Raw genomic sequence first — 25,830 nt, 5'->3', positions numbered from 1 at the left:
GGCGATATATTCCAGTAAATATAGTTTGACTGACTATTCATTTTAAAATAAAAAAGGCAGTCCCGGTTTAAACCGAAACTGCCTTTAATCTTAATTCCACTATTGTGAGTGGATGATGAGATTATTTCAGATCAAAGCGATCCAGATTCATCACTTTGTCCCACGCTTTCACGAAGTCGTTAAGGAATTTCTCCTCAGAGTCGGAGCTTCCGTAGACTTCGGCTACAGCTCTCAATTCAGAGTTTGAACCGAAGATCAGATCAGCACGTGTGGCTGTCCACTTCACGTTTCCGGTGTCGCGGTGACGACCTTCAAAAAGATCTCCTTCTTCGGAAGTTGCCTTCCATTCGTTGCTAAGATCCAGCAGAGTTGTGAAGAAGTCGTTTGAAAGTGTACCCGGTTTTTCGGTAAACACACCGTGACGTGTTCCGTCCCAGTTGGTATCCAGTACGCGCATTCCGCCGAGAAGTACGGTCATTTCAGGAATAGTGAGCGTCATTAGCTGAGCTCTGTCCACCAGCATCTCTTCGGCTGTTTCAGTTCTGCGAGCGTGTGGTTTAAAGTAGTTACGGAAGCCGTCAGCTTCAGGCTTCATCCACTCGAAAGACTCCACATCGGTTTCATCTGCAGATGCATCTGCACGCCCCGGTGTGAACGGAACGCTGATATCGTGACCGGCTTTCTCTGCTGCTTTTTCAATAGCGGCACATCCACCGAGAACGATCACATCTGCCAGTGATACTTTCTTGTCTCCGGACTGCGAGTCGTTAAACTCTTTCTGTACTTCTTCCAGCTTACCGAGTACCTTCTCGAGTTGTCTTGGGTTATTTACTTCCCAGTTCTTCTGCGGCTCAAGACGAACCCGAGCACCATTGGCTCCGCCACGTTTGTCTGAGTCGCGATAGGTTGATGCAGAAGCCCATGCAGTCGATACCAGTTCTGAGACAGAAAGTCCGGTATCGAGAATTTTTCCTTTCAGATCTTCAATATCCTTGTCGTTGATCAGTTCGTGATCCACTTCGGGGATCGGATCCTGCCAAAGCAGGTCTTCTTCCGGAACTTCAGGTCCGAGGTATCGGGTTTTGGGCCCCATATCCCGGTGTACCAGCTTGAACCAAGCTTTTGCAAATACATCGGCAAAGTATTCCGGGTCATTGTAAAACTTCTCTGATATCTTTTTGTACTCAGGATCTGCGATCATTGCAATATCCGTGGTAAGCATCATCGGAGCATTTTTCTTATTTGGATCGTGGGCATCAGGTACAGTTTCGTCTCCTGCTCCATCTTTGGGTGTCCACTGCCATTTTCCGGCCGGACTTTTGGTCAGTTCCCACTCATACTCAAACAGGTTTTTGAAGTATCCGTTATCCCACTGAAGCGGATTGTTTGTCCAGGCTCCTTCCAATCCACTCGTGATAGTATCGGGTCCTTTTCCGGTACCATAACTGTTTTTCCAGCCAAGTCCCATTTCTTCCATTGGAGCTTTTTCCGGATCGGGTCCGTTGTGCTCTTCCGGAGCCGCGCCATGCACTTTACCGAAGGTGTGTCCACCGGCGTTAAGAGCCACGGTCTCTTCATCATTCATCGCCATTCTGCGAAACGATTGGCGGATATATTCCGCAGATTTTTTGGGATCAGGCTCTCCGTTTGGTCCTTCAGGATTCACATAGATCAGACCCATGTGGTCGGCAGCGAGCCGTCCTTTCAAATTACCGTCTTCATCATGACGCTCGTCGCCCAGCCATTCATGCTCAGGTCCCCAGTTAATATCTCTTTCCGGCTCCCACACGTCGGCACGACCACCGCCAAAACCAAACGTTTCAAAGCCCATTGACTCAAGGGCAACGTTTCCGGCTAAAATAATAAGGTCAGCCCATGACAGCTTTTTGCCATATTTTTCTTTGATGGGCCATAACAATCTGCGTGCCTTATCAAGACTCACGTTATCAGGCCAGCTGTTCACAGGTGCAAAACGCTGATTACCGGTACTTCCGCCGCCGCGTCCATCGGCCACACGATACGTTCCGGCACTGTGCCAAGCCATGCGGATCATCAGTGGTCCGTAGTGACCCCAATCTGCCGGCCACCAATCTTTAGAATCGGTCATCAGATCATTGAGATCTTTTTTAACCTCATTCAGGTCAATTTTTTTAAACTCTTCTGCGTAGTCAAAATCCTCACCCATCGGGTCAGAAAATGGTGAGTGTTGACGCAGAATATCCAGATCCAATTTATTGGGCCACCAGTCACGGATTCTGGTTCCTGATCCGGCGGTGTCTTTAATAACTCCGTTACCATTATGAAACGGGCATTTACTTTCGTTGCTCGCAGCGTTTTGATTCTCTTTCTTTTCCATCCAAACTCTTATTAGTGGTTTACGTTAATCATATATAAAATAGTAAATCCTTTACACCCAATTCATATAGATAATGACAATCGTATCAATTTTGCCGGGTGATTAGAATGGAATCAGATATGGTATTTTTTGGGATATGAAATCGTCCATCGCAGTTCGGTCGTTCGGTGAATCACAGTTCATCTTTTTCTGATTGACGAATAACGATGGACGGCCGATTCACCGATTTGTAGGTACTTAAAACTCTACTTACCCAACTTCTTTTTTGAAATTTGAATGCTTTTGACAAAAATTGAAATCAATTCGTCCCTTTCCAAATACAAACGGCGTATCGAGGCAATGAGAACCTTTCTTCTCGTATTTATGCTGAGGTTTTGCAATAAAGAACGGGTCTTGGAATGTGTTTCATATAGCTGTACCGGCCAACAAATTCCCCTCCCTCCTTGTGGCTCCGGCGCTTTTTCGGAGGCATAGGGAGGGAGACGGAGGGTGGGTTACTGTTCGGTGAATCGCAGTTCATCTTTATCTGATTGACGAATAACGATGGACGAACGACCGATTTACCGATTCATTTTTCCTACATCGACGGCACCAACATCACCGCATTGATCATTAGTCGTTCCGGACCTCTCCAGAACATCCTGTATTGGGTGTTGTCAGTCAGCAGAACAACTTTGCCGCTACCCATGGATGTAACCCCGGCAAATACATTCCCGGCCGCTTTCTGAATATTTTCCTGAGACGCATATCCGGAAGCCAACAGCTGCGATGCATCTTTCTCATAATAACCTACTACCTGGTAGTCGCTCGACGGTTTCAGCTGATCTGTGTTGCCGGTGAGACTGTATAGTCTCTCCTTCACACCGAATGCCAGCGGATTCGACACATCTACATGAGATTTGAAAGCAGTGCCGGGAATTCTGCGAAGCCCGAATGTATCCACTCTTGCTTCGTATGGGGTGTACGCTACCGGTTCTATATCAGCCTCTTCATCCTGATCCTCTTCCTCATCTTTCACAAGCTCTACGCCGGTCCACTCCATGCGATCTTTCGTCATACTGAACGCCGAAGCCTCAGTTGTAACAAGAGTACCACCTCGTTCTACCCACTCTTTTAAAGCTTGCTGTTGCTGTTCACCGTAGTGAGGTGCATCACCCCGCTGACCCGGAAGAATTACAACATCATACTCATCCAGATCTACAGATGCGAGTCGGTATGAGCGGATTCGGGAAATTCCATACTCTACATTGCGATCAAACTGAAACAGGATCTGTCCGGCCGTGTAGGAGTTGAACGGCTGATCGATCACCATGGCCACTTTCGGCTGGTGCAGAACGTTGCTGCTTCGAGACGCCAAGTCGATTCCCGAATCCATTCGTCCGGTATCCAGTCCATAAATGCGAACACTCGCATACTCTGCCACTTCTTGCATATCGCTGCTTACATCATCTCTTTTATCATAGTTTCGTCCCATCAAGACGATCAATGTTCCCCTGGAAAATTCCACTCCATCCTTGCTGAACACCTTCTCCGCAGAACGCACGTTGTAACCTTTCCTCCAAAGTTCACCCAATGCCTTCGGTGCTGTAGGTTGATCCCAATCGATCACAAAAGCATATTTAGCAGCCGGATTGACTACGCCATTATCGCGTGCCGGAACATCTTCAACCATCGATGTTGATACCGACGGGTCGTTGTTCACACGGGCAGCGTCCAGATTGTACGCCATCGGGATGGACCAGACCGACATATCGTACATCACCGAGTCCTCAATAACCATCTGCGGCTCAAACAATGTGGTAATAAACAAATGTCTGGCCTGATTGGTACGGATGATAAAATCACCCTGATTGAATGACCGCCGCTGAGCTTCATTGTCCCAGTAGTCAAAAGCATTTCGAAGAGTAAAATTCTCGTTGGCTCGTTCCACTTTCACACCCTGCTTCAGCATGATGTCAATTACATCGTAGGTGTGATCATTTGGATTATCCGGCAGTACGTACGCTTTCGTTTCCACTTTCGAATTGGCCGGATTCAGCGCTTCCCGGAAATAGTTTAGCAGTTCCTGACGATTTTCAACGGCCGTGCGCACCGTAGCCACACTGTTTTTATAGTGATCAAATATTCTCTGTTGCAGAGTCAGAACATATCCATCCTCTGTCTCAACGGCACGCCCGCCGCGGCTATGTCCGCCCTGCTCGGCAAGCATTCCGATTCCGCCCATCAGACTCGGGTAGGAAGATCCGTAGCCGGGATAGAAGAAATCAAACGCTTCGGTTGTGGCGTAGTTGACATTGTGTTTGTCAAACTCTTCAATCGTGCCCCGTCCAAACCGATCACTCCACTCTTCGTAATCATCAGGGAGCTGAAGGTTGCGGGGTGTGGTTCCCGGCATGGTGAAGTAGTTGTTGTTAAAACCCTGTTCGTGAATATCGAGATGAACCTGCGGCATCCATTTCTGATACTCCGCAATTCTTCCTCTCGATTCGGGATGCACCAGCCATACCCAGTCACGGTTCAGATCAAACCAGTAGTGGTTGGTTCGTCCGCCCGGCCAGATCTCATCATGTTCCAGGTCAACCGGATCTGTGTTGAGCATATGTGCCTGAGATGATTTGTACCAGGTTACATAGCGATCGCGGCCATCGGGGTTCAATATCGGATCAATAATCACTACAGATTCATTTCTGAATCGCACCGACTCCTCGTCCTCAGCTGCCGCCAGACGATAGGCCGTTTGCAGTGCCGCTTCCGCACTGGATGCTTCATTCCCATGTACGCCATAGCTGAGCCATACAATGGCGGGATGATCTTCCGCCAGCTCAGCAACTTCACTTCGGCTCAGATCTTCAAAATCGGCAAGCCTCAAATTGTTTTCCCGGATCTGTTCAAGATTGTCATGATTCTCCTCACCGGTGATAATAACCAGCCAGAGATCGCGACCCTCATAGGTCTGCCCGTAAGTTATAACAGATACCCGGTCGCTTTCAGAAGCCAGGTTTTTCAGATAGGCTCCCAGCTGATAGTGATGAGAATACTCTTCTCCGGGTTGATACCCTAAAAATTCGGCAGGCGATGTAATTCCGGACTGATAAGGCAGCTCCGGATCGAACTGAAAACGGTCGTTCAGCAATTGAGAAGCTGCAGGTGATGTTATCAGAAAAATTAGAAGAGAGGTAAATAGTAGCTTTATAGTGTTCATATGAAAATGGTTTTTTAAATGTATTCAGGAAGAGAATACTAAATTAAAAAACCACTTTCATAAACTTGTAAAAATTGATTCAAAGTAGATTTGTTAAGATGACCACATAGATTTGTAAACCTAAATTTGAACCTAAATTTTCAAAGATTAGACTCCATTCCTGAGGATATACATAATACCATGCTCATTTTCTGCACATGAAGCGAAAACAAGAAGGGATACAACGTTCTTATCTAAAAAAAGGCTGAAAGCCTGAAACAACCCAGCCCGGGGCACCGTCCCGGGTCAATAGATTCACCAAATCAGATAGCAGGCTGTAGGCCTGCAACAGGCAGAATAGAATCGCAGCTCAAAATCTTTGAAGCGCGTAAACTATTTAACCACATCGTATTCTTTTATGAACTTAACCAGACCCACCCTATAACTCAGCTGTTTATGATCATTTTGATGTCGGGCGTTCTGTTACAGGCTTTCAGCCTTTAGGGTATTTGTCGATGTTGGTAACCTGTGGCGATGCCACAGGCTGGGATGAACAAGGCTTTCAGCCTTACTATACTATTGGATAAATGCCGCGCTCATTTTTTTTGAAGATTTGAAAATTGCCACGGAAACACGGAAAATTCCGTGCCCTTCCGTGTTTCCGTGGCAATAGTAAAGCACAATGTAATGATCCATAATTTTGTTGGTTCAACATAAAAAACAGCCTCTCTTACATGTACAAGGGATCATTCATACCTCTAAACCGACATACCGTTAATTGAACTTGGATGAGAATCAATAAAAATCAGTTCGTCGATACAATATTTTACTTCGGTTTCTTCATTGTAAAGGCGGCTACAATTGCCGATGTGACAACCCCCATCATCAAGGCTCCGAGCGAACCCTGTATCATGTAACTCTTCATATTAAAATATCCGCGGGCTTCACTGCGCGACATCTGTCCGGATTGTACAGAGTAATCAATAATGTTTTCAAAATACTCAGGAGAGATAAGTCCGTGAATAATCCATTGGGCAAGAGGGCTTAAAACGGCAACCACCACGGTAATATAAAAACCGGTCATAAATCCCTGAGTCCAGGTCATATATCCGCCATAGTCGTTCTTCCGCTTATCCAGAAAAGCAATCACATAAACGACTACAGCAATCAAGGCGAAAAAATTGGTCATGGTGGCATGGCTCTCAATATTTTCTCCGTGCCAGCCCATCAACTTCTCAAAAATCATCCACAAGAATAATACAGCGATGAAAATCAATCCCCACTTCAGTTCTGTTTTAAACTTTACCATCCTCCCCTCCATTTTATAATGAAAAAATTAAGCTAATTAACCTGCTCTCAAAGAATTATAGTAAATTTTTAAACACTATCTAACCGATTATTTACTATTTGCAAACTTCAGCAATGGCACGCTTGTCTTCGGTGGTAAGCTGAATGATCGGATAAATCTCCTGCCCGCCCATCTGGCTGTACATAATTGATTTGGGATCATCTCCATGTTTAAGTCCTAGCGCATGACCCAACTCGTGAGCAAGTACAAGATAGAGGTCTCGCTTATTCAAAAACTGGTTCACTGTTATCACACCGCCTACATTTAAATTACGGTAGGTAGCTTTTGTAAACCGACTTTCTCCGGCATAATCTTCATTGTATTGATCAATCAGCGTGTTACTCTCTTCGATTCGATTGTTTAGTCGATCTACATAATTATTGATCTCATGTGCAAGCTGATCGAGTACACTTTTCTCATACAACAATCTTTCCTGCATCCTCTCCACATCTTTTTTCTTCTGCTCAAAATATCGCCGTTCCTGTTCCGTCAAGTCCAGGGTTCCGTTCTTCCCCTGAGCCCATTTATTTAATTCGTCAATCTCCCGTTTGGTTTGATTTGCCAGCTGTTCATACTCAGATGATTTTTGCTCGAACCGGGCTCGGCGAACTTCGTACTCTCTTTGAAGCTGATCTGTTCTTATCTGCTCAGACTCTATTTGTTCTCGAAAACGCATTTCGCCCACTGCCAGCTCCTGACGATCGTCATAAATAAAATCTATCGCTATTTCGCCATCTTCAGCATAATAGGCCAGGGGGCGGTTAATAGCTTCAGACCAAAGCGTGCTGGCTACCTGCATAGCATCCTTAACTTCCTCCTCTGATATATCGAAGCGAGGATCGATAGTCCCGATTCTGTAGGAGAGAGGTTCATCACACGCACCCAAATCACTGTGCATTACACGTTCCGGTTTCTCGTAACTGAAGAAAAACCATCCCGCAACTACAACAACCAGTACAATAATTGCGTATTTGAGAAGGTCGACTAGCGTCATGATAATTTTAAATTGAGCTCATGATTTGAGTTCTTTGAATAATATGTCGATTTATCTATTTGAAAGTAAGGCTGATCAAGGGATATATGATTCGAGCACCGCTTAAATATTCGCACTGAGGTTCATAATTTAAAACCGATTCAATCCCTTAATATTTCACTTATTACCCTATTATTGCGAATTAATATTCGTATTTCCACCTCAGATCAATACCTTCTCTTGAGTCATCTCCCTGCGTGATAAGAAGCTCCAGATGTTCAGTTAGCATATACTCCAGCATAAACAGGGTTTTCGGACGGCTGCTGCTAATCTCATTGATCACAGCGAAAAACGTTCTTCGATTCAGATACCAGCCGGTTTTAATAGAGGTTGAGCTGTCTGAACCGGTTCGGCTGTTATCAATTTGAACCACGTCAATTCCCAGGCTTTGAGACGCCAGCATTTCAACCCGATCGAGAAGTACATCGAGTGCCAGGTTTGCAGCACTCGGACTGCTTCCGCTTCCTGCAACCACCTGCTCCCACGATTGCAGCTCATAAAATGGTTTGCCAAAAAGAGTGTAACTGATGATATCCTGCAGTTCCAAAGGCGGCTCACTGTCAAATCGGAACTTCGGTTCTTGTGCCGTCCCTTCTATGATATAGAAAATCTGCACCTCCGACTGGGCCTGTGCCGGTTCAAACTCTGTACGAATATTCAATTCCGGATCATCTACCGGTCCATAAAAGGTCACCAATGCCTCATCCAGCATAAAGTTTTTGCCAAGCGGCCGGGCATAGCCCCTAACGCCTTCCAGCGACCCAAACATCTGAAGATCCTCATTTCTTCTCTTGACCAGGTCCACATCACCGATCAGCTCAATTTCCATATCCAGAAACTGCCGGTTTCGGATAAAAAACTGCCTTTCAATACCGACATTCATCTCCATTTCAAGCATTTCATAAAACTCAACCGGCTCGGACTCCTCTTCATCTTCGAGCTGAACATCCTCAACAGACTCCTCTCCGAAATTTTGAAGATTTACAAATCCATTCAAAAATGTGAGTTTACCCGTTAACCTTGGCTCTTCAACTGTTCCGGTCAGATTGGCGTCCAGGTCAATAATCGCTTTATACTCAGATGTATTGGCTGCCTGGAATTGTCGGCCACGGATGGTCATCTGTAAATTACCCGGAGTAAGATCCTCCATTTCAAGCGAACCGCTGGCTTCTATCTGTCCGGGGCCACTTTTCATCCTGAACCGTTCAAGTTCTACACTTTCACCTGAAAAATTAACTTTGGAACTGATATCACTGAGCGTGATACCGGCAGGCACCACTCTAAGGTTTCCGCTTAAAAGCTCCAGGTTGCCTGACGTCTGAAGATCATCCAGCCTGCCCGACAATGAAAGATCACCGTTCAGCCGACCGCGCAGCTCTCTAAACATTTCATTATCCAGAAAGTCATTAAAAATGGCCAGATTGAATTCATCCGTTTTGAAATTCAGAGACACTTCATCATCCTGCTCCGGCAGCAGAACTTCAGCCGACCGAAGATCAACAATAAACGGGAAGCGGGCATCCATATCCAAAACCGGTTCACCCCGGGCTATCACCTGTCCTTCAAATTCTACGTACTCGTCATCGTGCACGTAATTCAGATCCAGTTCAGCGCTGTCAATCTCAATTCCTGAAAATTTGGCCTGCTGAAGCTGGAGATTTCCGATCAGTTCCGGATTCCCTGCAGTACCTGACAAATCGGCCCTCATGTTTATACTTCCGCTTGTTTCCTCCGATTCAAAATCGGGCAGAAATGTAAACCAGTAAGACAGATCTGTATCAAACAGCTCAAAGTATCCGGCGACCTCCCGATCAAAAAATTGATCGTCAAATGTTGCGGGATTGCCGGGTACATAGGGAACCTGAAGTAGGCCTTCAAATAGCCGATTCTCATTTTCAATCCCACCAAATGCAAACTGAAGCCACTCCTCCTCAATATTCAGATAAAAGTTAAACCGGTCCATTGAACCGTCTTCATACACAATATCACGAACATCACCGTTAACCGATACGTAGAGGCTGTCGTCTTCATTTTCAAAATTAAGCTCACCTGATAAATACCCTTCAGCAACAGGATCTTCCATCATCAGGGTTTGAATGGCTCCCAAGTTAAGCCTTTCAGCTACCAATCCGGCGTCCTGCACTTCAGATGAAATTTCTTTTGCCCATATGGAAAGAAAAGCCTCTTCAGATGAATCCCGGATCGTAGCTGTATCAAGCCGGGCCGTTTGATTTTCCATGTCATATTCAAAATCAAAGGGACGGTCCAAAGTCAACTTACGAAGCTCTGTAGAAAAATCGAGCATCGTAGTCTGAACCAATGCAGCCGTATCTTCAACCCGGAAATTTCCTTCGTGGTGCAGGGTACAAACATCTTCATTAAAAATTTCGAAAGTAAAATCCCCGCTTGTTGCAGACTCCCCCTGCTTTACACTACTTTGAAATCTCACATCCTGAACCGTAAAACCACTCACGGTCGATTTCCTCAACTGAAGTTCAATGTCCGCTTCAGGATCATCCATCAGGCGGGCTTGTATATTTCCATTCAACTCATCGGATAGAAACAGGGAATCTAGCTGGATGTTCTGCAAACTGGCCTCTCCGTTAAATGCCAGATATCCTTCTCCGCTCCGGTTTAAAACTCCGCTAAGTTCACCTTCCGACTTCAACACCTCCGCGTTTGCCAGCGGTGCCAGTGGCTGTAAATCCTTGAGGGTAGCCCGGAAATCAACACGATTTTCCAGATTGGCCAGATCCGTTAAATGATGACGAGCCGAAATTTCAGCATCCACAATCGGGCTTTCGAGGAGTGTGTTTTCCAACGTAAGAAATTGATTCTCTATCCTAATATCCGACTTCAGTGTCTCAATCGGAGCTTTGTTTACAAAACTTGAATCCATTGCGACCGCTGCCTGCATCTGAATCGTGTCAAGGCTGATACCGCTCCCCGAGCCTTCAAATGTACCGTTTAGCAGTGTTGGGAAATCTTCAAAACCGGCAATCTCAGCCAGATTAAATTCAAGGATAGAGACATTAAAATTGTAGCTCGGCTCCTGCTGCCAGCTCTCTGCATCCATTCGCGCTTCCAATCTGCTTTGGTCGAGCCGTGCCGACAAATTTCCGGCAAGAGTTTGAGTATTCAAATTACCCCTGAAGAGAATTTCGGAAAACGGCTGTTCACCAAAGCTTCCACCTTCAACAGCTATTTCGGTATTCGCCTGTATTTGATCCGGAGAGATTCCACTGCCCGAAAATGTGGTCCTGATATTCATCTCACTCTCCAGACCGGGCTCAGCCAGCCATGTTGCCAGATTAATACTGCCAGTCTCAATCCTTCCATTCCATACGGGAACCTCGCTCCAGATCTGTTCTGCTGCGAATTCCAGATCAATCTGTTCTCCGGCTTTGATTGCTTTCGCTGTAAAATTAGCTCTGTCGTCATCCAGTTCGTAATCCGATTCAAACCGGTCAATTTGATATTGATCGTATGATAAATCCGCGAAATTCATGCTGCCTGACCAATCCGACTCCTGAAAATTTTCCAGTGGAATAAATCCCTCTCCAGAAAACTGAAATTCAGCAACCGAAGGTGACAGTTCAATGCCTGTTAGCTCCGGAGTGTCGAGATTCTGAATGTTGACATCAATCCGGCTCAGGGAAGGAGATCCTTCCGCATTGAGAATTGCTTCGATACTCAGCATTTCCATTCCCGTACCGGAAATATTTGCTGAAAGGCTTAGATTCGATAACTGCCCCTCCGCACCAATTTCAATATTCAGATCGTGCTGAAGCGGCAAGTTCTCAACATAAGCTGCAATATCATCCCGGCTCAGCGGTGTAAACCCTGCAGAAGCGGTTAAGGCCTCATTTATATCGTATTGAGACTCTGCCCGCAGCATTGTTCGCCCGGTCTGAACAGCCAGTGATTCTAGCGTGATCCGTTCGTCATCACCGCGCGCTTCCATCATGAAGTCAACCTGCTCCGGCAGCCGCGCCTCCTCAAGCTGAAACTCAAGCGATCGAATATTTGCGGAATATCCGCTCTTTTCCATACCGCCCGAAGCCGATAAATTTAGATTTCGCACATTCACAAATCCATCAGGCAGCAGATAGTCTGATTCTATATCTGCATTCAAATCACTGATTTCCAAATCTCCGATCGCCCAGTAAACAGATCCTGCCTGTTCGTCTTCCGCTGTTGCTTCGGGAAACAGTGCCGTCACATTCCAAACAGAATCGGCGTCCTGTTTTATAAATGATTGCATGCCATGAATAGATAACTGCTCCACTGTGTAAGGTGACCTGATCACATCAAAAAACCGGTAACGAACATAAGCGGAATCAAGAGTGGCAATGGTTTCATTTTGATTGTCTGCTACCCTCGCTCCATAGACTGTAAATCCATTGAGCAGATCGCCCCTAATGGATTCAATTTCCAGCGAGCCGTTTAGAATCTCTCCGACCTGTTTCTCAGCTAAATTCCGGGCATAGTTGAATAGCATGTCACTCTTTAAAAAGAGACGCAGTGAAACAATCAGCCCGATCAGAATGGCTGCAAAAACTGCCCACTTCACCCATCGGCGATTATTTTTGGTTTCGGTATGTGTTTCAGGTTCCTGTGTCATTAAAATGCTTGCCCAATGCTAAAATGAATTCCAATACGGCTCCACGCACTGCCAAAATCTTCACCTTCATAAATATTCAGATCCTCATCCGTCGGATTCAGCTTGTAACCAATATCCACTCGAACCGGCCCGATTGGCGATTGATACCGAATCCCTCCGCCGGCTCCATACTGGATTGGTCGCTCGTCCATATTATTTAAATCACTCCAGATCTGTCCGCCATCCAAAAATGCGGCAAGGCCAACCTTGGGAATCAGTTCATTCAAGTCCTGTCGCAGCTCCAGGTTAAAGGTAAACATCGAGCGGCCTCCAACCGGAATATAAGTCTCAAAATCTCCGGAGTCATCAAACCGCACTCTGCTCGGGCCGAGTTCCTGGCGGTTCCAGCCACGCACCGAGTTTGTCCCTCCGGTAAAAAAACGAATATTAGCGGGTAATCGCTGCTCTCCCCCGTAAAATATCACACCGGTATTAATCCGAGTGGCAAAGACCAGGTGGTTTGTAAGATGTGTATATCTGCGAACATCGAGCAGCGCTTTCTGAAAGGTAAATGTAGACTCGCTGAATGTACCGGATATCTCAATAAACGGTTGAATTACCCAACCGCGAGGTTCACGGCTCAAACCCTCACTGTAATAGCCTGAAAAGGAGAGAGATGACACATTGTAGTTCAAAACTGAGTCGGGCAGTGCTGAATCACTATTTCTTGAAAGCTCCTCGTTGATCGAAAATTCATAAGAGGCCGTCGCCGTTTTCGTTCGGTCGAACTGATAGATTAAGCTGTTATTGAAACCGGCACGCAACAGTTCAAACGACGGCTCCAGTTTATGCTGACCAAAAATACTGCTTACATTGCTGCTTCGGGTATTAAACACATAGGGAACCAAAAAGTCGGTACTTAGCCTCTGCTCAATAAACGAAGCCCTGCCGCTCACCCCAAAACGATGACCTGTACCGGTAATATTCCTGTTTTGCCAGCTCACCTGGGTCCGTAACAGCTCTTCTCTTCCAAAACCGATCGTTGCCTGAACCGATCGCTTTGGATGCTCCCGCACCCGCAATATCACATTCAATGTTGAATCTTGAGGTTGATCGGGGATGGTTATTGTTGCAAACCGGAACAAGTGATGATTAAAAACCTGCCGTTGTGCATCCTGTAATTTACTTTGTCTGTAGAGCTCCCCCTCCTTGATATCTGTTTCACGAATTAAAATTCTTTCCGGTACAGATATTTCACCCTCAATTTCAATATCAGAAAAATAGGTTTTTGCATTGGGATTAGCTTTTATGGTGATATCAGCCCGGCTCGCAACCGAGTCTACCTCTGCTTCTATTTCAACTTCCGGCCAGGCAAAACCCAGCTCTTCAAGAAGGTTTAAAAAGCGCCCCTCAACATCCACTCGTCTCAACGTTTGATAACGATTACCCACCTGAAACGCGTGCTGTTCTTCAGCTCTTTTATACTCGCGTGATGATCTTATCTCATCTGCTATTTCGGATGTAGCATCGATTTCAATTTCTGTTGATCGAATTTGCAGAGGATTTCCTTCGCTGATCAGAAAAACTACATCTTTCTTCCACGCTTTCTTCCGATCTTTTATCTCATAACTAACATCTACATTTGGATAACCCCTGCGCTCGTAATATCTCATAATCCGGATCCGGTCGCGCCGAACCTCCATTTCGTTGAGTGCAAAATCTCCTGTGCGGCCAAATATTTTCTGGAAAAAACCCGGGCTCGATGTAGCAATGATCTCATTCAATACCATATCCCTATAGTTTTCATTACCCTCAAATGATACATCCCAAACGATTGGCTCTTGTTCGTCTTCTTGAGCTTCCGCCTTGTTTGGCAGTAATAGAGCAATACAGGAAATAGATAAAAAAAGAAAAAGCTTGTAAGTAGCGTTATCTTGAATAGTATTCAACAAATGAGTTTTTATATCTTTTATAAAATCGGGACTAACAGTATATGTAGTTTCCTGAACATAGAAAATTTTTCTGCAGAGAATATCATCTCAAAACGTACCACTTTAATGCTCAACACCCGTAAATCATTCCTCTTCATACTTTTAACTGCAATTTTAGTTATAAACGGCTGCAAAACTTCTGAAGAGTTTACCGGCTATTCTTACGATCCTGAGGGAGTAACCGAAACTACCGACCGGGAAATTAACCACCAGAATAAACGAACCATTGGGTTTCTTGAAGATGGGGTTTGGATTACAAATGAATTTCGCGGTTCAAGAGTGAATGACGTTATCCGTATCAGTCCGTATCACTACCGGCTGCAGATCAATCCGGAAATAAGCCCCATCAACAACAGTCCGTGGTACGGATTTCAGATTTGGGCTGATGATTCCACCCATGTAACCCTGGAACTCACCTATGCGGATGGACGCCATCGATACAGGCCTGAAATAAGTTACGATAACGGACAATCCTGGCAAACGGCCGATTCCACAAAATACAATCGAGAACCTGAAACTGGTAACGGAATTATCTCTTTAGATATTGGCCCGGAACCGGTCTGGATTTCCGCGCAGGTTCCACAAACCACCACAGAGTTTCGTAAATGGTCAGACCGGCTTGCAAAAAAAGCATTTATTCAGCGTTCTGTCGTTGGCAGTTCACACCAGGGGCGACCCATTTATCAGCTTAAAATTTCTGAATACTCTGATGAGCCGGTTAAAGGTGTCGTATTAATTTATGGACGCCAACATCCCCCGGAAATCCCGGGATATTTAACCGGTCTTCATTTCATTGAAGAGCTTACCTCAGACAACGATCTGGCCAAAAAATTCAGGGAATACTTCGACATATGGACATACCCGCTGATGAATCCGGACGGAGCCGATAACGGCCACTGGAGAACCAACGCTGCCGGTGTGGATCTGAACAGAGACTGGCAATATTTCAACCAGCCGGAAACAAATGCGGTGCGGCGATCACTTCTACCCCTGCTTAGAAGGGACGACCGAAAGGTATTTTACGCAATCGATTTCCACTCAACCGGCGAGACTGTTTTCTATCCCATACTGGAAGAGATTGAGACTTTTCCACACTTGTTCACCTACCAGTGGCTGGATCAAATCAAGCAGGAGCTTCCCGATATTGAATTGAATGTTGAACCGTTTCCAACCAATTCGCCCATCGCTAAAAACTGGTCGCACAAAACCTTCGGAATTGATGCAGTTACCTACGAAGTATGGGACGGGCTGCCGAAAGATCAGCTGGAAAAACTGGGTGTAGAATCGGCCCGAATTTTTATGGAGATGATGATTGATGAATTTGAAAACGAAATGAAATAAACCGCTTTCTGGAAAGTTTCAATTTTGAGGTAGTGACTTCAAGGCTAACCAAAATAAAGGGCTTTTTTTGATTTTCTATTTGTTTACTAACACTCCAACGTACAGTCACGAATAGAAAACAACTTTCAAAGTTTCGTGAAAACTACCCCGGGAACCGGGGTTAAATGTGATTAGCCCCGACACGCATGTCGGGGAATATGAAATCAAACCAAAGTGAACAACCCCAATCGGGGTTGAACAATTGTCGTGTATGCGGCTCCCAACCTATGCATATGGAACAATACCCGAAAAGATCATGACAAGTATTTATCGTTGAAGGCGATTCCATGTTCTTGTAGTAGAGCCTTCAGCTCCTCCGGCCAGCTTACCCGCTTGTGATGCTCTTTTTGTTGTTTTATATACCGGATCAAACGTTCTTTGTCGTTGATGTGATGGGTAAAAGCTCCATAGCCTTCTTGCCACCCCTTAAATGCAGGGAATAATTGTTTCTTTTTGATCCATCCATGGCTTGCCAACTTAACATCTTTAATCAACGACGACAGAGCCGTAGATGGATGAATATGGGTGAGAATATGAATGTGATCGTCTACACCGTTGATGCGATACAAATGGCACCTTTTATTATTCAAAACTCCCCAGATATATTTGAAAAGAAGGTCTCGTTGATTTTCTTCCAAACAAGGAATTCTATATTTAGTGCCAAATACTATGTGATAGTGAATTTGAATATAAGTACTCATGTTCGGTTTGATTAAGTATAGTAATAAAGAGTCTTTATTAACGCATTGGAGGTTGTTATTGCAATGGTTTATGAGTATGAACCTTAAAACAGCAATTCCTTACAGAAGAATGTGAAAAATATTCTTCCGATGTGTCGATTTGGCGACAGGCTCACCTTGGAATTCAACCCCGATTGGAGTTGCTTTCTGTGTTGGTATTTTTTTAACCCCGACATGCGTGTCGGGGCTAATCGTATTCGATCCACCACAGGTGGATCGTCTGTTTGAAGGTTTTACTGTGCTATTTATTACCTCCAATTAAAATTGTGTCTTACTTTCTGTTTCATCAAAGATTCATAAGACCGAGGTAATTTTTACCTTCTGTTTAACAAGCAAAACCGAATAATTTCATGATTAAAGTCTCCTGTTATACGCTTATCGGTATTACCGCTATGACCCTCTTTCTATCATCTTGCAGCAGCCCTGCACTTGATGACTACAGCGATGTCCGTTATGAGCTGACGGATCAAAACGGAGAGACCGTGATTTTTCCCGACGACTACCAGGGTTCACCGCTGGTAATTGGTTTTATTTACACTAACTGTCCGGATATTTGCTCTTTCATCACGGCCAATGTCGGTAAAGTTTACGAAGAGATGGACAATCCGGGTGATACAAAATTTGTGTTAGTCACTTTTGATCCGGAGCGCGATACACCTGAAGTTCTCAAATCTTACGCACAGGCATTCGACATGGATCGTGAACCATTTCAATTTTTAACGGGAGATCCCGATACTATTGACGATTTTATGAAAAGAGTGAGCGTTCGGTCGCAGGAATCCTATTCACGCGAACTGGATAATGGAGACCGAATGTACTTTTTAAATCACACCGATAAAATTCTGTTAATCAACGAAAATTCTGAACTGATTTTTGACTACGGCGGCAGCATGACCCCGGTCAATATCATCATCGAAGATCTTCAAAAACTACTTTAACCATTCTATTATGAAATATTTTTACTTATTAGCATTCGCTTTCGTTTTACTATTTGCAATCAGCTGCAGCGGAGAAGCCGAACAACAGGAACAGGTGATTGACGGTGAGGGTGTTCAAATTGAAGGCGCATGGGCCCGGCCTGCCAGTGAGGGACGTATGAGCGCAGCCTATTTTTTAATTACCAATTTCGAAGAGTCTGATGATGCTTTAATCGGTGTTGAATCAGATGTGGCAGAGCTGGTCGAGGTTCACGAATCCTATGAGCGCGAAGAAGGAATGATGGGGATGCGGGGAGTGCCGGAGGTTGAGCTTCCGTCCGAATCTACCGTACGATTTCAGCAGGGCGGACTGCACATAATGCTCATACAGGTAACCAGAACACTAGCTGATGGGGATACTTTTGAGCTTACACTCAACTTCTCAAATTCAGAATCGCAAACGATCGAGGTTCCGGTAAGGTTGTAGAGGCAAATTACTTAAACCCTGCCGTTATCAATACGAAAGCAAAAAAAACAGCGGAGTACTACAATAAGTTATCACCTAAGTACGATAAACTGTACTCCTCCTATCTGAATAATACTCACGAGCATTTCCTCAGTCACTTCAAGCCGGAGCCGGGAGATCGGATTCTGGACGCCAGCGCCGGAACCGGAATTCTTGCTAAAAAGATTCTGGACAACTTTGAGTCGATAGAAGAACTGGTTCTGAATGATCCGGCTTCAAAAATGCTGGAGAAAGCAAAGAGTAAACTGGCGTGCTACTCAAATGTGCGGTTTACTGACTGCTACTGCGAAGAGCTCAACTTCGAGCATCAGACATTCGATAAAATTATCTGCCTGAACTCGTTTCACTACTATGTGGATCAGAAAGCCGTACTGAATCACTTTCAAAACTTTCTGAAGCCGGGCGGCGAACTCTACATGCTCGACTGGAACAAGAAAGGATACTTCGTGATCTCCAGTTTTCTGATTGATTTGCTCTCTCCTGAAAACATCAACAGCCGTTCTTTGGAAAAGATGAAGTCTCTATTGAATGAGTTCGGCTTTACTATTCAAGATAAAGAGGAGTGGAATTTCAGATGGTGGAAGTTCTTTTACTTGAAGTGTAAGAAGTCAGACTGACTCATCATTCCACAACAAAATTAAATGTAATTCTTCCCCACTGCGATTCCTGAGGCACACCGGACGGTAGCCGTGAAAACCTCCAGCTTCTAAGCGTTCTCATAACTTCCCGTTCCAACTCGGGATTCATCTTCCTTAGCGGCACTACTCTTCCCAAAGATCCATCGGGGTGTACTTCAAACCTGACTGTAATAGTGGCCTCTTCATTCGTTTGATTATCGGGCATCGGCTGCACCATTGGAGAACGTTCCAAGTCTCCTTCCCATTGAAGCTCGTAAGGTGCCGAGCGGTCCTCGTCATTACCGGTACCCTCTTCTACATTCGTCTCACCGGTCGTTCCTTCCACAACTCCGCTGGTCTCCACACCTTCCTGAACCTCTTCGGCTTCCTGTGCTACAGGAGGAACCACCTCTTCATCAACCTCTTCTTCAACCTCTACATTTTGAGGATCAATCACTTCTGTTTCGGGAGTTTCTACAACCTCTTCACTTTGAATCTCTTCCTGCTGCTCGGGCAGTTCTACAGGCTTGGCAACTTCTTCTTCCGGTTGCTGTGGGGTTTCAACCGGATCAATTATTTCGGGATCAGGATCTTCGGGTTCCTCCTCAGCAGGATTGGGCCGAGTGGCAACCTCCTCTTCCTGCACTTCCGCCTGTTCGGCAATGGTCCCGCTTTGAAATTCACCCAGCGTCACTTCTATATAGGCCGGACGATTATCGTAGTCCATGTTGATGGTGTAGAGAATAGCGATAATAAACAGAACAAGATGGATCGCACCGGTTACGGCAAGACCAAAACGGTCTTCTTTATCAAAATGAGATTTGAACCAGTCTAACATAAACGTTAGTCACGCTCCGTCGCCATTACAATATTCATATTCAGTGCCTGACCAATATTCATCACGCGAACAGCATCATCTACTCTCGCGTCGCGATCGGCACGTAGTACTAACGAAGCACTCGGCTTATTCTGATATGCCTGTCGAATAGCGGTGGATAAATTCCCGCTCGAGGCCTGTTCACCGTCCACAAAAAACTCGCCCTGTGCCGTAATGGCCACAGAAATCTGCTGTGCATTATTTGTAACACTCGATTCAGCCTGCGGTACATTTACACGGATTCCGAAATTTGTAACAAACGATGAAGTAAGCAGGAAAAAGATCAGCAGCAGCAAAATGATATCCGTCAGTCCAGACTGCGAGAACATGGACAACGGCTCCATTTTTTTACTGTCTTTACGAAAATCCATTAATTACTCCTCCTGACGTTTCTTCGGTGATGGTGTCTGCAGCAGATCAACAAAATCGGCTGAGGCATTTTCGAGCTCAAAAACCATTCTATCCACTTTTCCTACAAGATAGTTGTAGAAACCAAGGGCAATAATACCGACAATCAAACCTGCAGCTGTGGTAATCAACGCCTCCCAGATACCACCGGCCAAAACACTTGGATTCACATTCCCCTGCAGGGATTGAATATCCATAAATGCACGAATCATACCGGTTACCGTTCCTGTAAAACCAATCAGCGGAGCAACACTGGCGATGGTAGCCAGCCAATTCATTCGTTTTTCAAGCTGATAGATCTCTTTTTTTCCTGCATTGTGTATGGCCTGCTCGATATCGCGAATCGGACGGCCGAGTCGTCGAATACCGGATTTCAAAATCCGTGCAAGCGGCTTGTCAAACTCTTCGCAGTACTGAATAGCTCTCTGCTGACTTCCTGACTTCAGCAGGGACTCGATATTATTCAGCATGCTGTTTACATCCATCTTGGAGTTATCCAGCTTTCTCCAGCGCTCGGCAATCACATAGATTGCCAAAATGGAGAGTAAAAACAGAGGAATCATTAAGATTCCACCTTGAGAAAGAATTTCAAAGAAAGACATTGAAGCTTCTTCTTGCAGCATTTGGGCAAGTGAGTCAGCCTCTGCTTCGTTAGCCTGAAGCATTAGTAATGAGATGATATTCATGTAATTATTTAATTAGTCTGTATTCGTTGAATAAAGTTATTTGTGCTGTATGGGCTGGGAAGTTCTGCAGCCGCCTGCTGAGCTTCTGGAATTGTGGGGAATTGACCAACACTGACTCGCCAAACTGTTGATCCATCAACCAAACGTGGACTTACAAGCACCCGATAACCTTCCGATGCTAAATCTGCCGCCTCTGAACGTGCTCTCACTTCACTTTGCATGGAGTGCAGTACCACAGAGTATCCGTCATTCGCTTCATCTACAAGGTCTCCCATCAAGCCGTACACGGGCTGTTCAGGTTCCGGTTGAACAGACTCTTCTTCTGTTACTTCAGTTTCTTCCTCGGGTTCCGAAGGCGTAACAACCGACTGCGTCTCTTCCGGAGTTGTATCAACTTGTTCTTCCGGTGGGTCGGTAACTACTTCTGTTCCGGAGTCATCCGATTCGAAAAGTGACGGGATAACTAAAAATCCGATCACAATTAAAATAATAATGAGTCCAATACTGATGACCAAGGTAATTGGATCGCGCTGTTCCGACTTCTCTTTTGTGATTTTAGATTTGGTATCCTTTTTGATGTCCTTTGTCTTGGCAACTACAAAATCCGGTTCCGGAGCCACCTCTTCACTAGAGTCTGAGGATTCAGGCTCAGATTTAGGTTCCGGCTCATCGAAAATTTTACTTAAGTCATCAGAATCATCATCTTCAAACTCATCATCAATCTCTTCTTCATCATCCAGGGCGAAAACAGGCTCACTCTCCAAATCATCGTCTTCCTCTACGTCTGATTCCGGAATCGGTTCAAATTCCTCTTCCTTCTCGGTATCATCTTCAGCTTCTTCGTACTCTTCTGAAATGAAGGAGAATGGATCGTCTTTATCTTCGTCTTCGTCCTTATCCTTATCATCAGAGTCTTTCATTTTCGATGAGGCATCGCCCAGCAATCCCGAGAACGGATCGATATCACGGTCTACTTTATCGGGCGGAGAGATCAGTGCGCCCCCGTCAGGTCCTTCTTCTTCGTCCTCGATGGGACCTTCATCTTCTTCTTCCAAATTTTGATCGTCAACATTGAAACCGAAAATTTCATCCATATCGGATCCTGTAGAAGAAGCAGGCTCGTCTTCGGTCTCGTCGGCTTCCTCTTCGTAAGAGAGATCGTTCGCCTGAGCATCGCTATCCTGATCCCGGGCAGGTTTTAGCTCAACCGGCTCCATACCGGCATACTTAAAGTTGATTTCCGTACTGAGCTCGTCCGAGGGATCAAATTTCAAATCACCGTTTTCATCGAAATAGAACATGCCGAACTCTTTAACTTCAAGTGCTTTTCCACGTTCGGCGGCGTCTAAAATACGGTCTATTAACTGTTTAAGCTGACTTTCAATTTCATCAGCTTCCATCCCCGTTTTATCAACTAACAGTTCAATGAGTTTCGCTCTGTTAATTTTCATTCGATCTCCTCACCTTAGATTTGAATTCTACAATGTCTGCCGGGGGAACCATTACTACCCTGCCATTCTCGTACGTTTTTTGATGTTGTTTGCGATGCACAACTTCAAATGTCCCGAAACCGTCAATTTCGACCCTGTTTTTTTTCAAGATCTGTTCCCGAAGAACTTCTTTAAAAGCCTTTATAAAAGTAGATTTCATCTTAAAATAGGTATGTGATTCCAATATATCCCTGAAATCCTCTCTCAGGGTATCCTTGCCACAATTCGTACTCCTCGTCCAATAAATTAACAAGTTTACCGTAGACTCCCAGCCGATCGTTTAAAGAAATCTCAAAACGACCTCCAAGATTGATGAACGAAGACATTTCGTCTCCTTCCGAATCATTACGGCTTCCAACATATTCTCCCCACCCCTCAACAACCAACTGGCTGAACGGGCGGAAAGCTATCGTTCCTTTAATACTTAACGACTCAATAAAAGGAATTTTTTCGTCATTTGAGAGTCTTGGTCTTTGCCACGATCCATCTGCCTGAATCCAAATCACATCAGCTTTCAAATCCTGTGAAAAAGCGCCGTATAATTTAAAAATATTTGCGTTCTCAAAATTCAACCCGTAATAGCGTTCTGTAAGTATCGGCGGAATCTGCGCGCCAACATTCAGAACATTGTTGTTGCGTGAGTAATAAAGGTAATTCTTTATGTTTTGATAAGATACACCGCCACTTAAAGTTGTACCGGAAACCGGCTCTATTTGTACTTCTGCCAAACCAAGCCACTCGTACTGATGCTCCAGCTGACCTTTAAAATCTATAAACCGGTTTTCTGAATAAATGCTGCCCATATTTTTAAGCTTGGGTGCTGCGGATAAGTGTGCCATCAAGTTTAACCCGGAAAACAAGTTATGAGTAACCGAGACATCCGCAACCGGATATAATGAAAAATCATTTATGGCATCGGTTACGCCCGAGAAACCCGCGGCGGCTTTAACTTCGGTGTTATAGTTAAAAAGACGTTCATAATGTGCAGTTACTTTCGTGAGAGACCAGCTGCCGGACTCCGAGTCCAAAGGATCAAAACCACCGGCTGATGTAGCTAATTTAAGACGGTGTACTTCTTCCACATGACTTCCCAGCCTTGAATATTCTGCCTGACCTTTAATACCCCACTCTATGGCATCCCCTTCAAGTTGTGGACGGTCTGATGTTAGATCAAACTGATTAGAAAATCCATCCAGTGCAACACGCACGCCGCTGAGTGATGTTTGCGCAACATTCAGATCAAAACCTCCATAGGCACCAAAAGCTTCCGTGCGGGTGTTGTCATTTCCCGGCTCTCCATCCTGCAGTACCATTCCCGGGTAGTGATTGAACATCGATTTAACACCCAGATTTGTCTGAACCGTTGTTTTTCCCGACACACGATGAACCGATCTCATCTCAATCTTACTGTTTCGATAAGAATCTTTGAATTCATCCAGGTGGCCATCCGTAGACAGATGATTTATGTTGGCTGATACCCGGTTTTTTTCATTCAATCTGCCAACCGCGTATATATCTGCCTCCGGTGTGAAATAGCTTCCTATTCCAACTCTTGCAAATCCATTTTGGGGATCTGAATAACCGAGCGGCATGTATTGAGGCGGTTCAGGTCGGTCCAGAACACCAATCGGCAAGTTGGCTACAACTGTCTCCTCATCTTCAAAAAATGGCGTGCGGTTCGGGTCGATCTGAAATACACGCGGCCGCGGATTAAATCCCAGAATGGGCTGCCGTCTCAGCCCGGGGAACCGAGCCTGAAACTGGCTTCTGATTTCAATATCCTGCGGATCAATTTCAGGCAACAGAGTCTGCTGTGTACCGGATTGCTGCTGTGCATCTTGAGCAACTGCTTTCACTCCCGCAAACAGGGTTAAGGAGGTGAGCAATAATGCAAATAAAAGTCGATTCATAAATTCAGAACTATTCATCATTTATCAGAGAGAAACTAACTGCTTTTTTTGTAAAAATTCATTGATCTTTTTTTAAAACTAATCAATTAATTTGGATTTCCAGCTCTTAGTGTAGCGTATTTATCCCACCAGAGTGAAATCGGTCCGATTATAAACACCAAAATTACTGTAACGCCGTGAGCAATCGTGGCGTATGTTAAAGCTGTAACTAACGGAATATTATACAATAGCCACATACTCTGTTGAATTAAAAGATGGTATGAGCCAATTCCTGCAGGAGTTGGAATACTAACTCCAATCGACGATACCATCGTTAATACTACCGCGTCACTCATTGTTAAACCGTATGCCGTCTGGAGCCCCATCATATAAAATGGCAAGTAGGTCATGAATATATAGCCAATCCAGATACCTGCAGTGAGCAGTAAAAACATGGGCCAGTTTTTCACATGGCGTATTGAGATCACTCCTTCAGTAAAAGAACGACCTTTATCTAAAATCTTATTCAGAATAGAACTGTTGAACGGCTCTTTTTTATCACTGTAATTCAAAATTTTGTAAATAAGCCAGATTCCTACAATAACCAGGAGAAAAAAGAGGGGTATAGCAAGATAGGCGTACCATGGCCAGCTTTCTGTTCCAAAGAGCTGTTCCAACAGCCCTATGTCGCTTATCAAATAGAAAGAGACAAACACGATTAAAAGCATCATCGTGGCGAGATCAAACAGGCGCTCTACCACAATTGTCCCGATTAAATTACTTGAACTCATCCCCTGTTTTCTGGCAACGTAAACGGGCCGTGATATTTCTCCAAGTCGCGGAACAACGTTGTTAAGTACATATCCGAGCATAACACCTGCAAAAAGTGTTGAACGCGGTATGCGCTCTCCGTTATTAGCCAAAAGCAGTCTCCATCTTTCAGCCCTCATCGAGTGGCTTACCAATAGAACCAGAACAAAAAAAGGCAACCAGTAAAAGGTTGCCATTTTCATCTGCTGCCAAAGCTCGCCGAGATCTACATTTTTCACCGCCAGCTGTACAAACAGTACGGCTACTGCTACAGATATGAGTATGTTTAGGATTCTTTTTTTCTTCATTCGCTATCGTAGCGCAAGTCTATAAGTTCCGCATCAGAAGGTACTTCAACTCTGAACAGGTCGGTAGATTCCTCCGTGAATGAGCCGTTTCTAAATGTTGTAACCAACTCATTTTCTGCCTGATCAACGGCTACAATTTCTTCCGGATTCCCTTCGCTGTTCAGAAAAATGGTAACTGTTTGAAAAACCGTAAAGGGATCATCTGAGGTAAGGGTTATTTCTGCATTCCCGTTCTGCAGTGTTCGTTCGCTAACTTCGAACGATTCATCTACGCCCTGAAGCATTCGGGACGGAGCAAAATCATCCTCCTCTTCAATATAATCACTGATAATCACCCGGTTTCTGGACTGATCATAAACCGTTGACGTTTCTCCGTCTACAACCATGGTTTGAAGATCACCCTCAATGCGATACCTCTCCTTGCCAATCCATATTTTTCCCTCCGAGTATTGCTCTTCCCCGGTGAAAGCGTCTTTGTATAAGTGGGAAAAATCGGCTTCAAATATTCGGTTTTGCTCGAAATTCTCTTTTAACTCGTCAAACTGAGGAGTTTGCGCAAACAGGTTCCCAATCAGAAACAAGTTCAGTACCAATGTCGAAATTATTATTCGGTGTCGCTTCATAATAGCCTCCTCAAACGGTTCATATCATATGATCTCTACCCTGTTAA

Annotated in this window: 19 protein-coding genes; 4 read left to right on the top strand and 15 right to left on the bottom strand. The window is 44.8% G+C overall.

Features of this window, described 5'->3' with window-relative positions:
• Positions 1-121: 121 nt before the first annotated feature.
• The 6 genes from katG to U5K35_RS01185 all read right to left on the bottom strand — a co-directional run bounded on the left by katG (position 122) and on the right by U5K35_RS01185 (position 14,470).
• Positions 122-2,356 (bottom strand): catalase/peroxidase HPI, encoded by a 2,235-nt coding sequence (katG, locus tag U5K35_RS01210; protein ID WP_322569647.1) that lies wholly within the window; start codon positions 2,354-2,356, stop codon positions 122-124.
• A 577-nt stretch (positions 2,357-2,933) separates the two neighbouring features.
• On the bottom strand, positions 2,934-5,558 hold the full coding sequence (locus tag U5K35_RS01205; protein ID WP_322569646.1) for a M14 family metallopeptidase: 2,625 nt from the start codon (positions 5,556-5,558) through the stop codon (positions 2,934-2,936).
• A gap of 805 nt (positions 5,559-6,363) precedes the next feature.
• Positions 6,364-6,846 (bottom strand): DUF4199 domain-containing protein, encoded by a 483-nt coding sequence (locus tag U5K35_RS01200; RefSeq protein WP_322569645.1) that lies wholly within the window; start codon positions 6,844-6,846, stop codon positions 6,364-6,366.
• Between the two features lie 94 nt (positions 6,847-6,940).
• Entirely contained in the window at positions 6,941-7,879 is a 939-nt protein-coding gene (locus tag U5K35_RS01195) for a matrixin family metalloprotease (RefSeq protein WP_322569644.1), read from the bottom strand.
• 181 nt (positions 7,880-8,060) lie between these two features.
• Positions 8,061-12,542: a translocation/assembly module TamB domain-containing protein gene (locus U5K35_RS01190; protein WP_322569643.1), complete on the bottom strand. Its 4,482-nt coding sequence runs from the start codon at positions 12,540-12,542 to the stop codon at positions 8,061-8,063.
• The gene (locus U5K35_RS01185) at positions 12,542-14,470 is read right to left on the bottom strand and encodes an autotransporter assembly complex protein TamA (RefSeq protein WP_322569642.1); all 1,929 of its coding nucleotides are present in this window, start codon (positions 14,468-14,470) and stop codon (positions 12,542-12,544) included. The genes U5K35_RS01190 and U5K35_RS01185 overlap by 1 nt, the downstream gene beginning before the upstream one ends.
• 3 nt (positions 14,471-14,473) lie before the next feature.
• On the opposite strand from U5K35_RS01185, the gene U5K35_RS01180 reads away from it, so the two are divergent.
• Positions 14,474-15,853: a M14 family metallopeptidase gene (locus U5K35_RS01180; RefSeq protein WP_322569641.1), complete on the top strand. Its 1,380-nt coding sequence runs from the start codon at positions 14,474-14,476 to the stop codon at positions 15,851-15,853.
• 293 nt (positions 15,854-16,146) lie between these two features.
• On the opposite strand, the gene tnpA is transcribed toward U5K35_RS01180, so the two are convergent.
• Entirely contained in the window at positions 16,147-16,593 is a 447-nt protein-coding gene (gene tnpA, locus U5K35_RS01175) for an IS200/IS605 family transposase (protein WP_322569640.1), read from the bottom strand.
• Positions 16,594-16,982: 389 nt separating this feature from the next.
• Between tnpA and U5K35_RS01170 the strand changes: the two genes are divergently transcribed.
• The 3 genes from U5K35_RS01170 to U5K35_RS01160 are packed head-to-tail and all read left to right on the top strand — an operon-like array spanning position 16,983 to position 18,692.
• A complete protein-coding gene (locus tag U5K35_RS01170) occupies positions 16,983-17,570 on the top strand; it encodes an SCO family protein (protein ID WP_322569639.1) in 588 nt (195 codons plus the stop codon).
• 10 nt (positions 17,571-17,580) lie between these two features.
• Positions 17,581-18,036, top strand: a complete 456-nt coding sequence (locus U5K35_RS01165) for a copper chaperone PCu(A)C (protein ID WP_322569638.1) — start codon at positions 17,581-17,583, stop codon at positions 18,034-18,036.
• Positions 18,003-18,692 carry a class I SAM-dependent methyltransferase gene (locus U5K35_RS01160; RefSeq protein WP_322569851.1) on the top strand — a complete coding sequence of 230 codons (690 nt, stop codon included), beginning with the start codon at positions 18,003-18,005 and terminating at the stop codon, positions 18,690-18,692. Before U5K35_RS01165 ends, U5K35_RS01160 begins: the two co-directional genes overlap by 34 nt.
• Before the next feature lie 4 nt (positions 18,693-18,696).
• Here the strand turns inward: U5K35_RS01160 and U5K35_RS01155 are convergent, their stop codons facing one another.
• From U5K35_RS01155 to U5K35_RS01120, 8 genes are all read right to left on the bottom strand, one after another.
• Positions 18,697-19,530, bottom strand: coding sequence for an energy transducer TonB (locus tag U5K35_RS01155; protein ID WP_322569637.1), 834 nt, complete (start codon positions 19,528-19,530; stop codon positions 18,697-18,699).
• 5 nt (positions 19,531-19,535) lie between these two features.
• Positions 19,536-19,940 (bottom strand): ExbD/TolR family protein, encoded by a 405-nt coding sequence (locus tag U5K35_RS01150; RefSeq protein ID WP_322569636.1) that lies wholly within the window; start codon positions 19,938-19,940, stop codon positions 19,536-19,538.
• Between the two features lie 3 nt (positions 19,941-19,943).
• On the bottom strand, positions 19,944-20,663 hold the full coding sequence (locus U5K35_RS01145; protein WP_322569635.1) for a MotA/TolQ/ExbB proton channel family protein: 720 nt from the start codon (positions 20,661-20,663) through the stop codon (positions 19,944-19,946).
• An 8-nt stretch (positions 20,664-20,671) separates the two neighbouring features.
• A complete protein-coding gene (locus tag U5K35_RS01140; RefSeq protein WP_322569634.1) occupies positions 20,672-22,114 on the bottom strand; it encodes an SPOR domain-containing protein in 1,443 nt (480 codons plus the stop codon).
• Positions 22,104-22,313 (bottom strand): HU family DNA-binding protein, encoded by a 210-nt coding sequence (locus tag U5K35_RS01135; RefSeq protein ID WP_322569633.1) that lies wholly within the window; start codon positions 22,311-22,313, stop codon positions 22,104-22,106. The genes U5K35_RS01140 and U5K35_RS01135 overlap by 11 nt, the downstream gene beginning before the upstream one ends.
• 1 nt (position 22,314) lies before the next feature.
• Positions 22,315-24,063, bottom strand: a complete 1,749-nt coding sequence (locus U5K35_RS01130; RefSeq protein ID WP_322569632.1) for a hypothetical protein — start codon at positions 24,061-24,063, stop codon at positions 22,315-22,317.
• A gap of 86 nt (positions 24,064-24,149) precedes the next feature.
• Positions 24,150-25,160, bottom strand: coding sequence for a lysylphosphatidylglycerol synthase transmembrane domain-containing protein (locus tag U5K35_RS01125; protein WP_322569631.1), 1,011 nt, complete (start codon positions 25,158-25,160; stop codon positions 24,150-24,152).
• Positions 25,157-25,783: an outer membrane lipoprotein carrier protein LolA gene (locus tag U5K35_RS01120; RefSeq protein WP_322569630.1), complete on the bottom strand. Its 627-nt coding sequence runs from the start codon at positions 25,781-25,783 to the stop codon at positions 25,157-25,159. The genes U5K35_RS01125 and U5K35_RS01120 overlap by 4 nt, the downstream gene beginning before the upstream one ends.
• Positions 25,784-25,830 lie beyond the last annotated feature (47 nt).

Origin of the sequence: Rhodohalobacter sp. (genome assembly GCF_034521535.1) — a bacterium.
GTDB lineage: Bacteria > Bacteroidota > Rhodothermia > Balneolales > Balneolaceae > Rhodohalobacter.
Note: the sequence above shows the minus strand (reverse complement) of the source record. Positions and strands in the feature narration are given on the sequence as shown.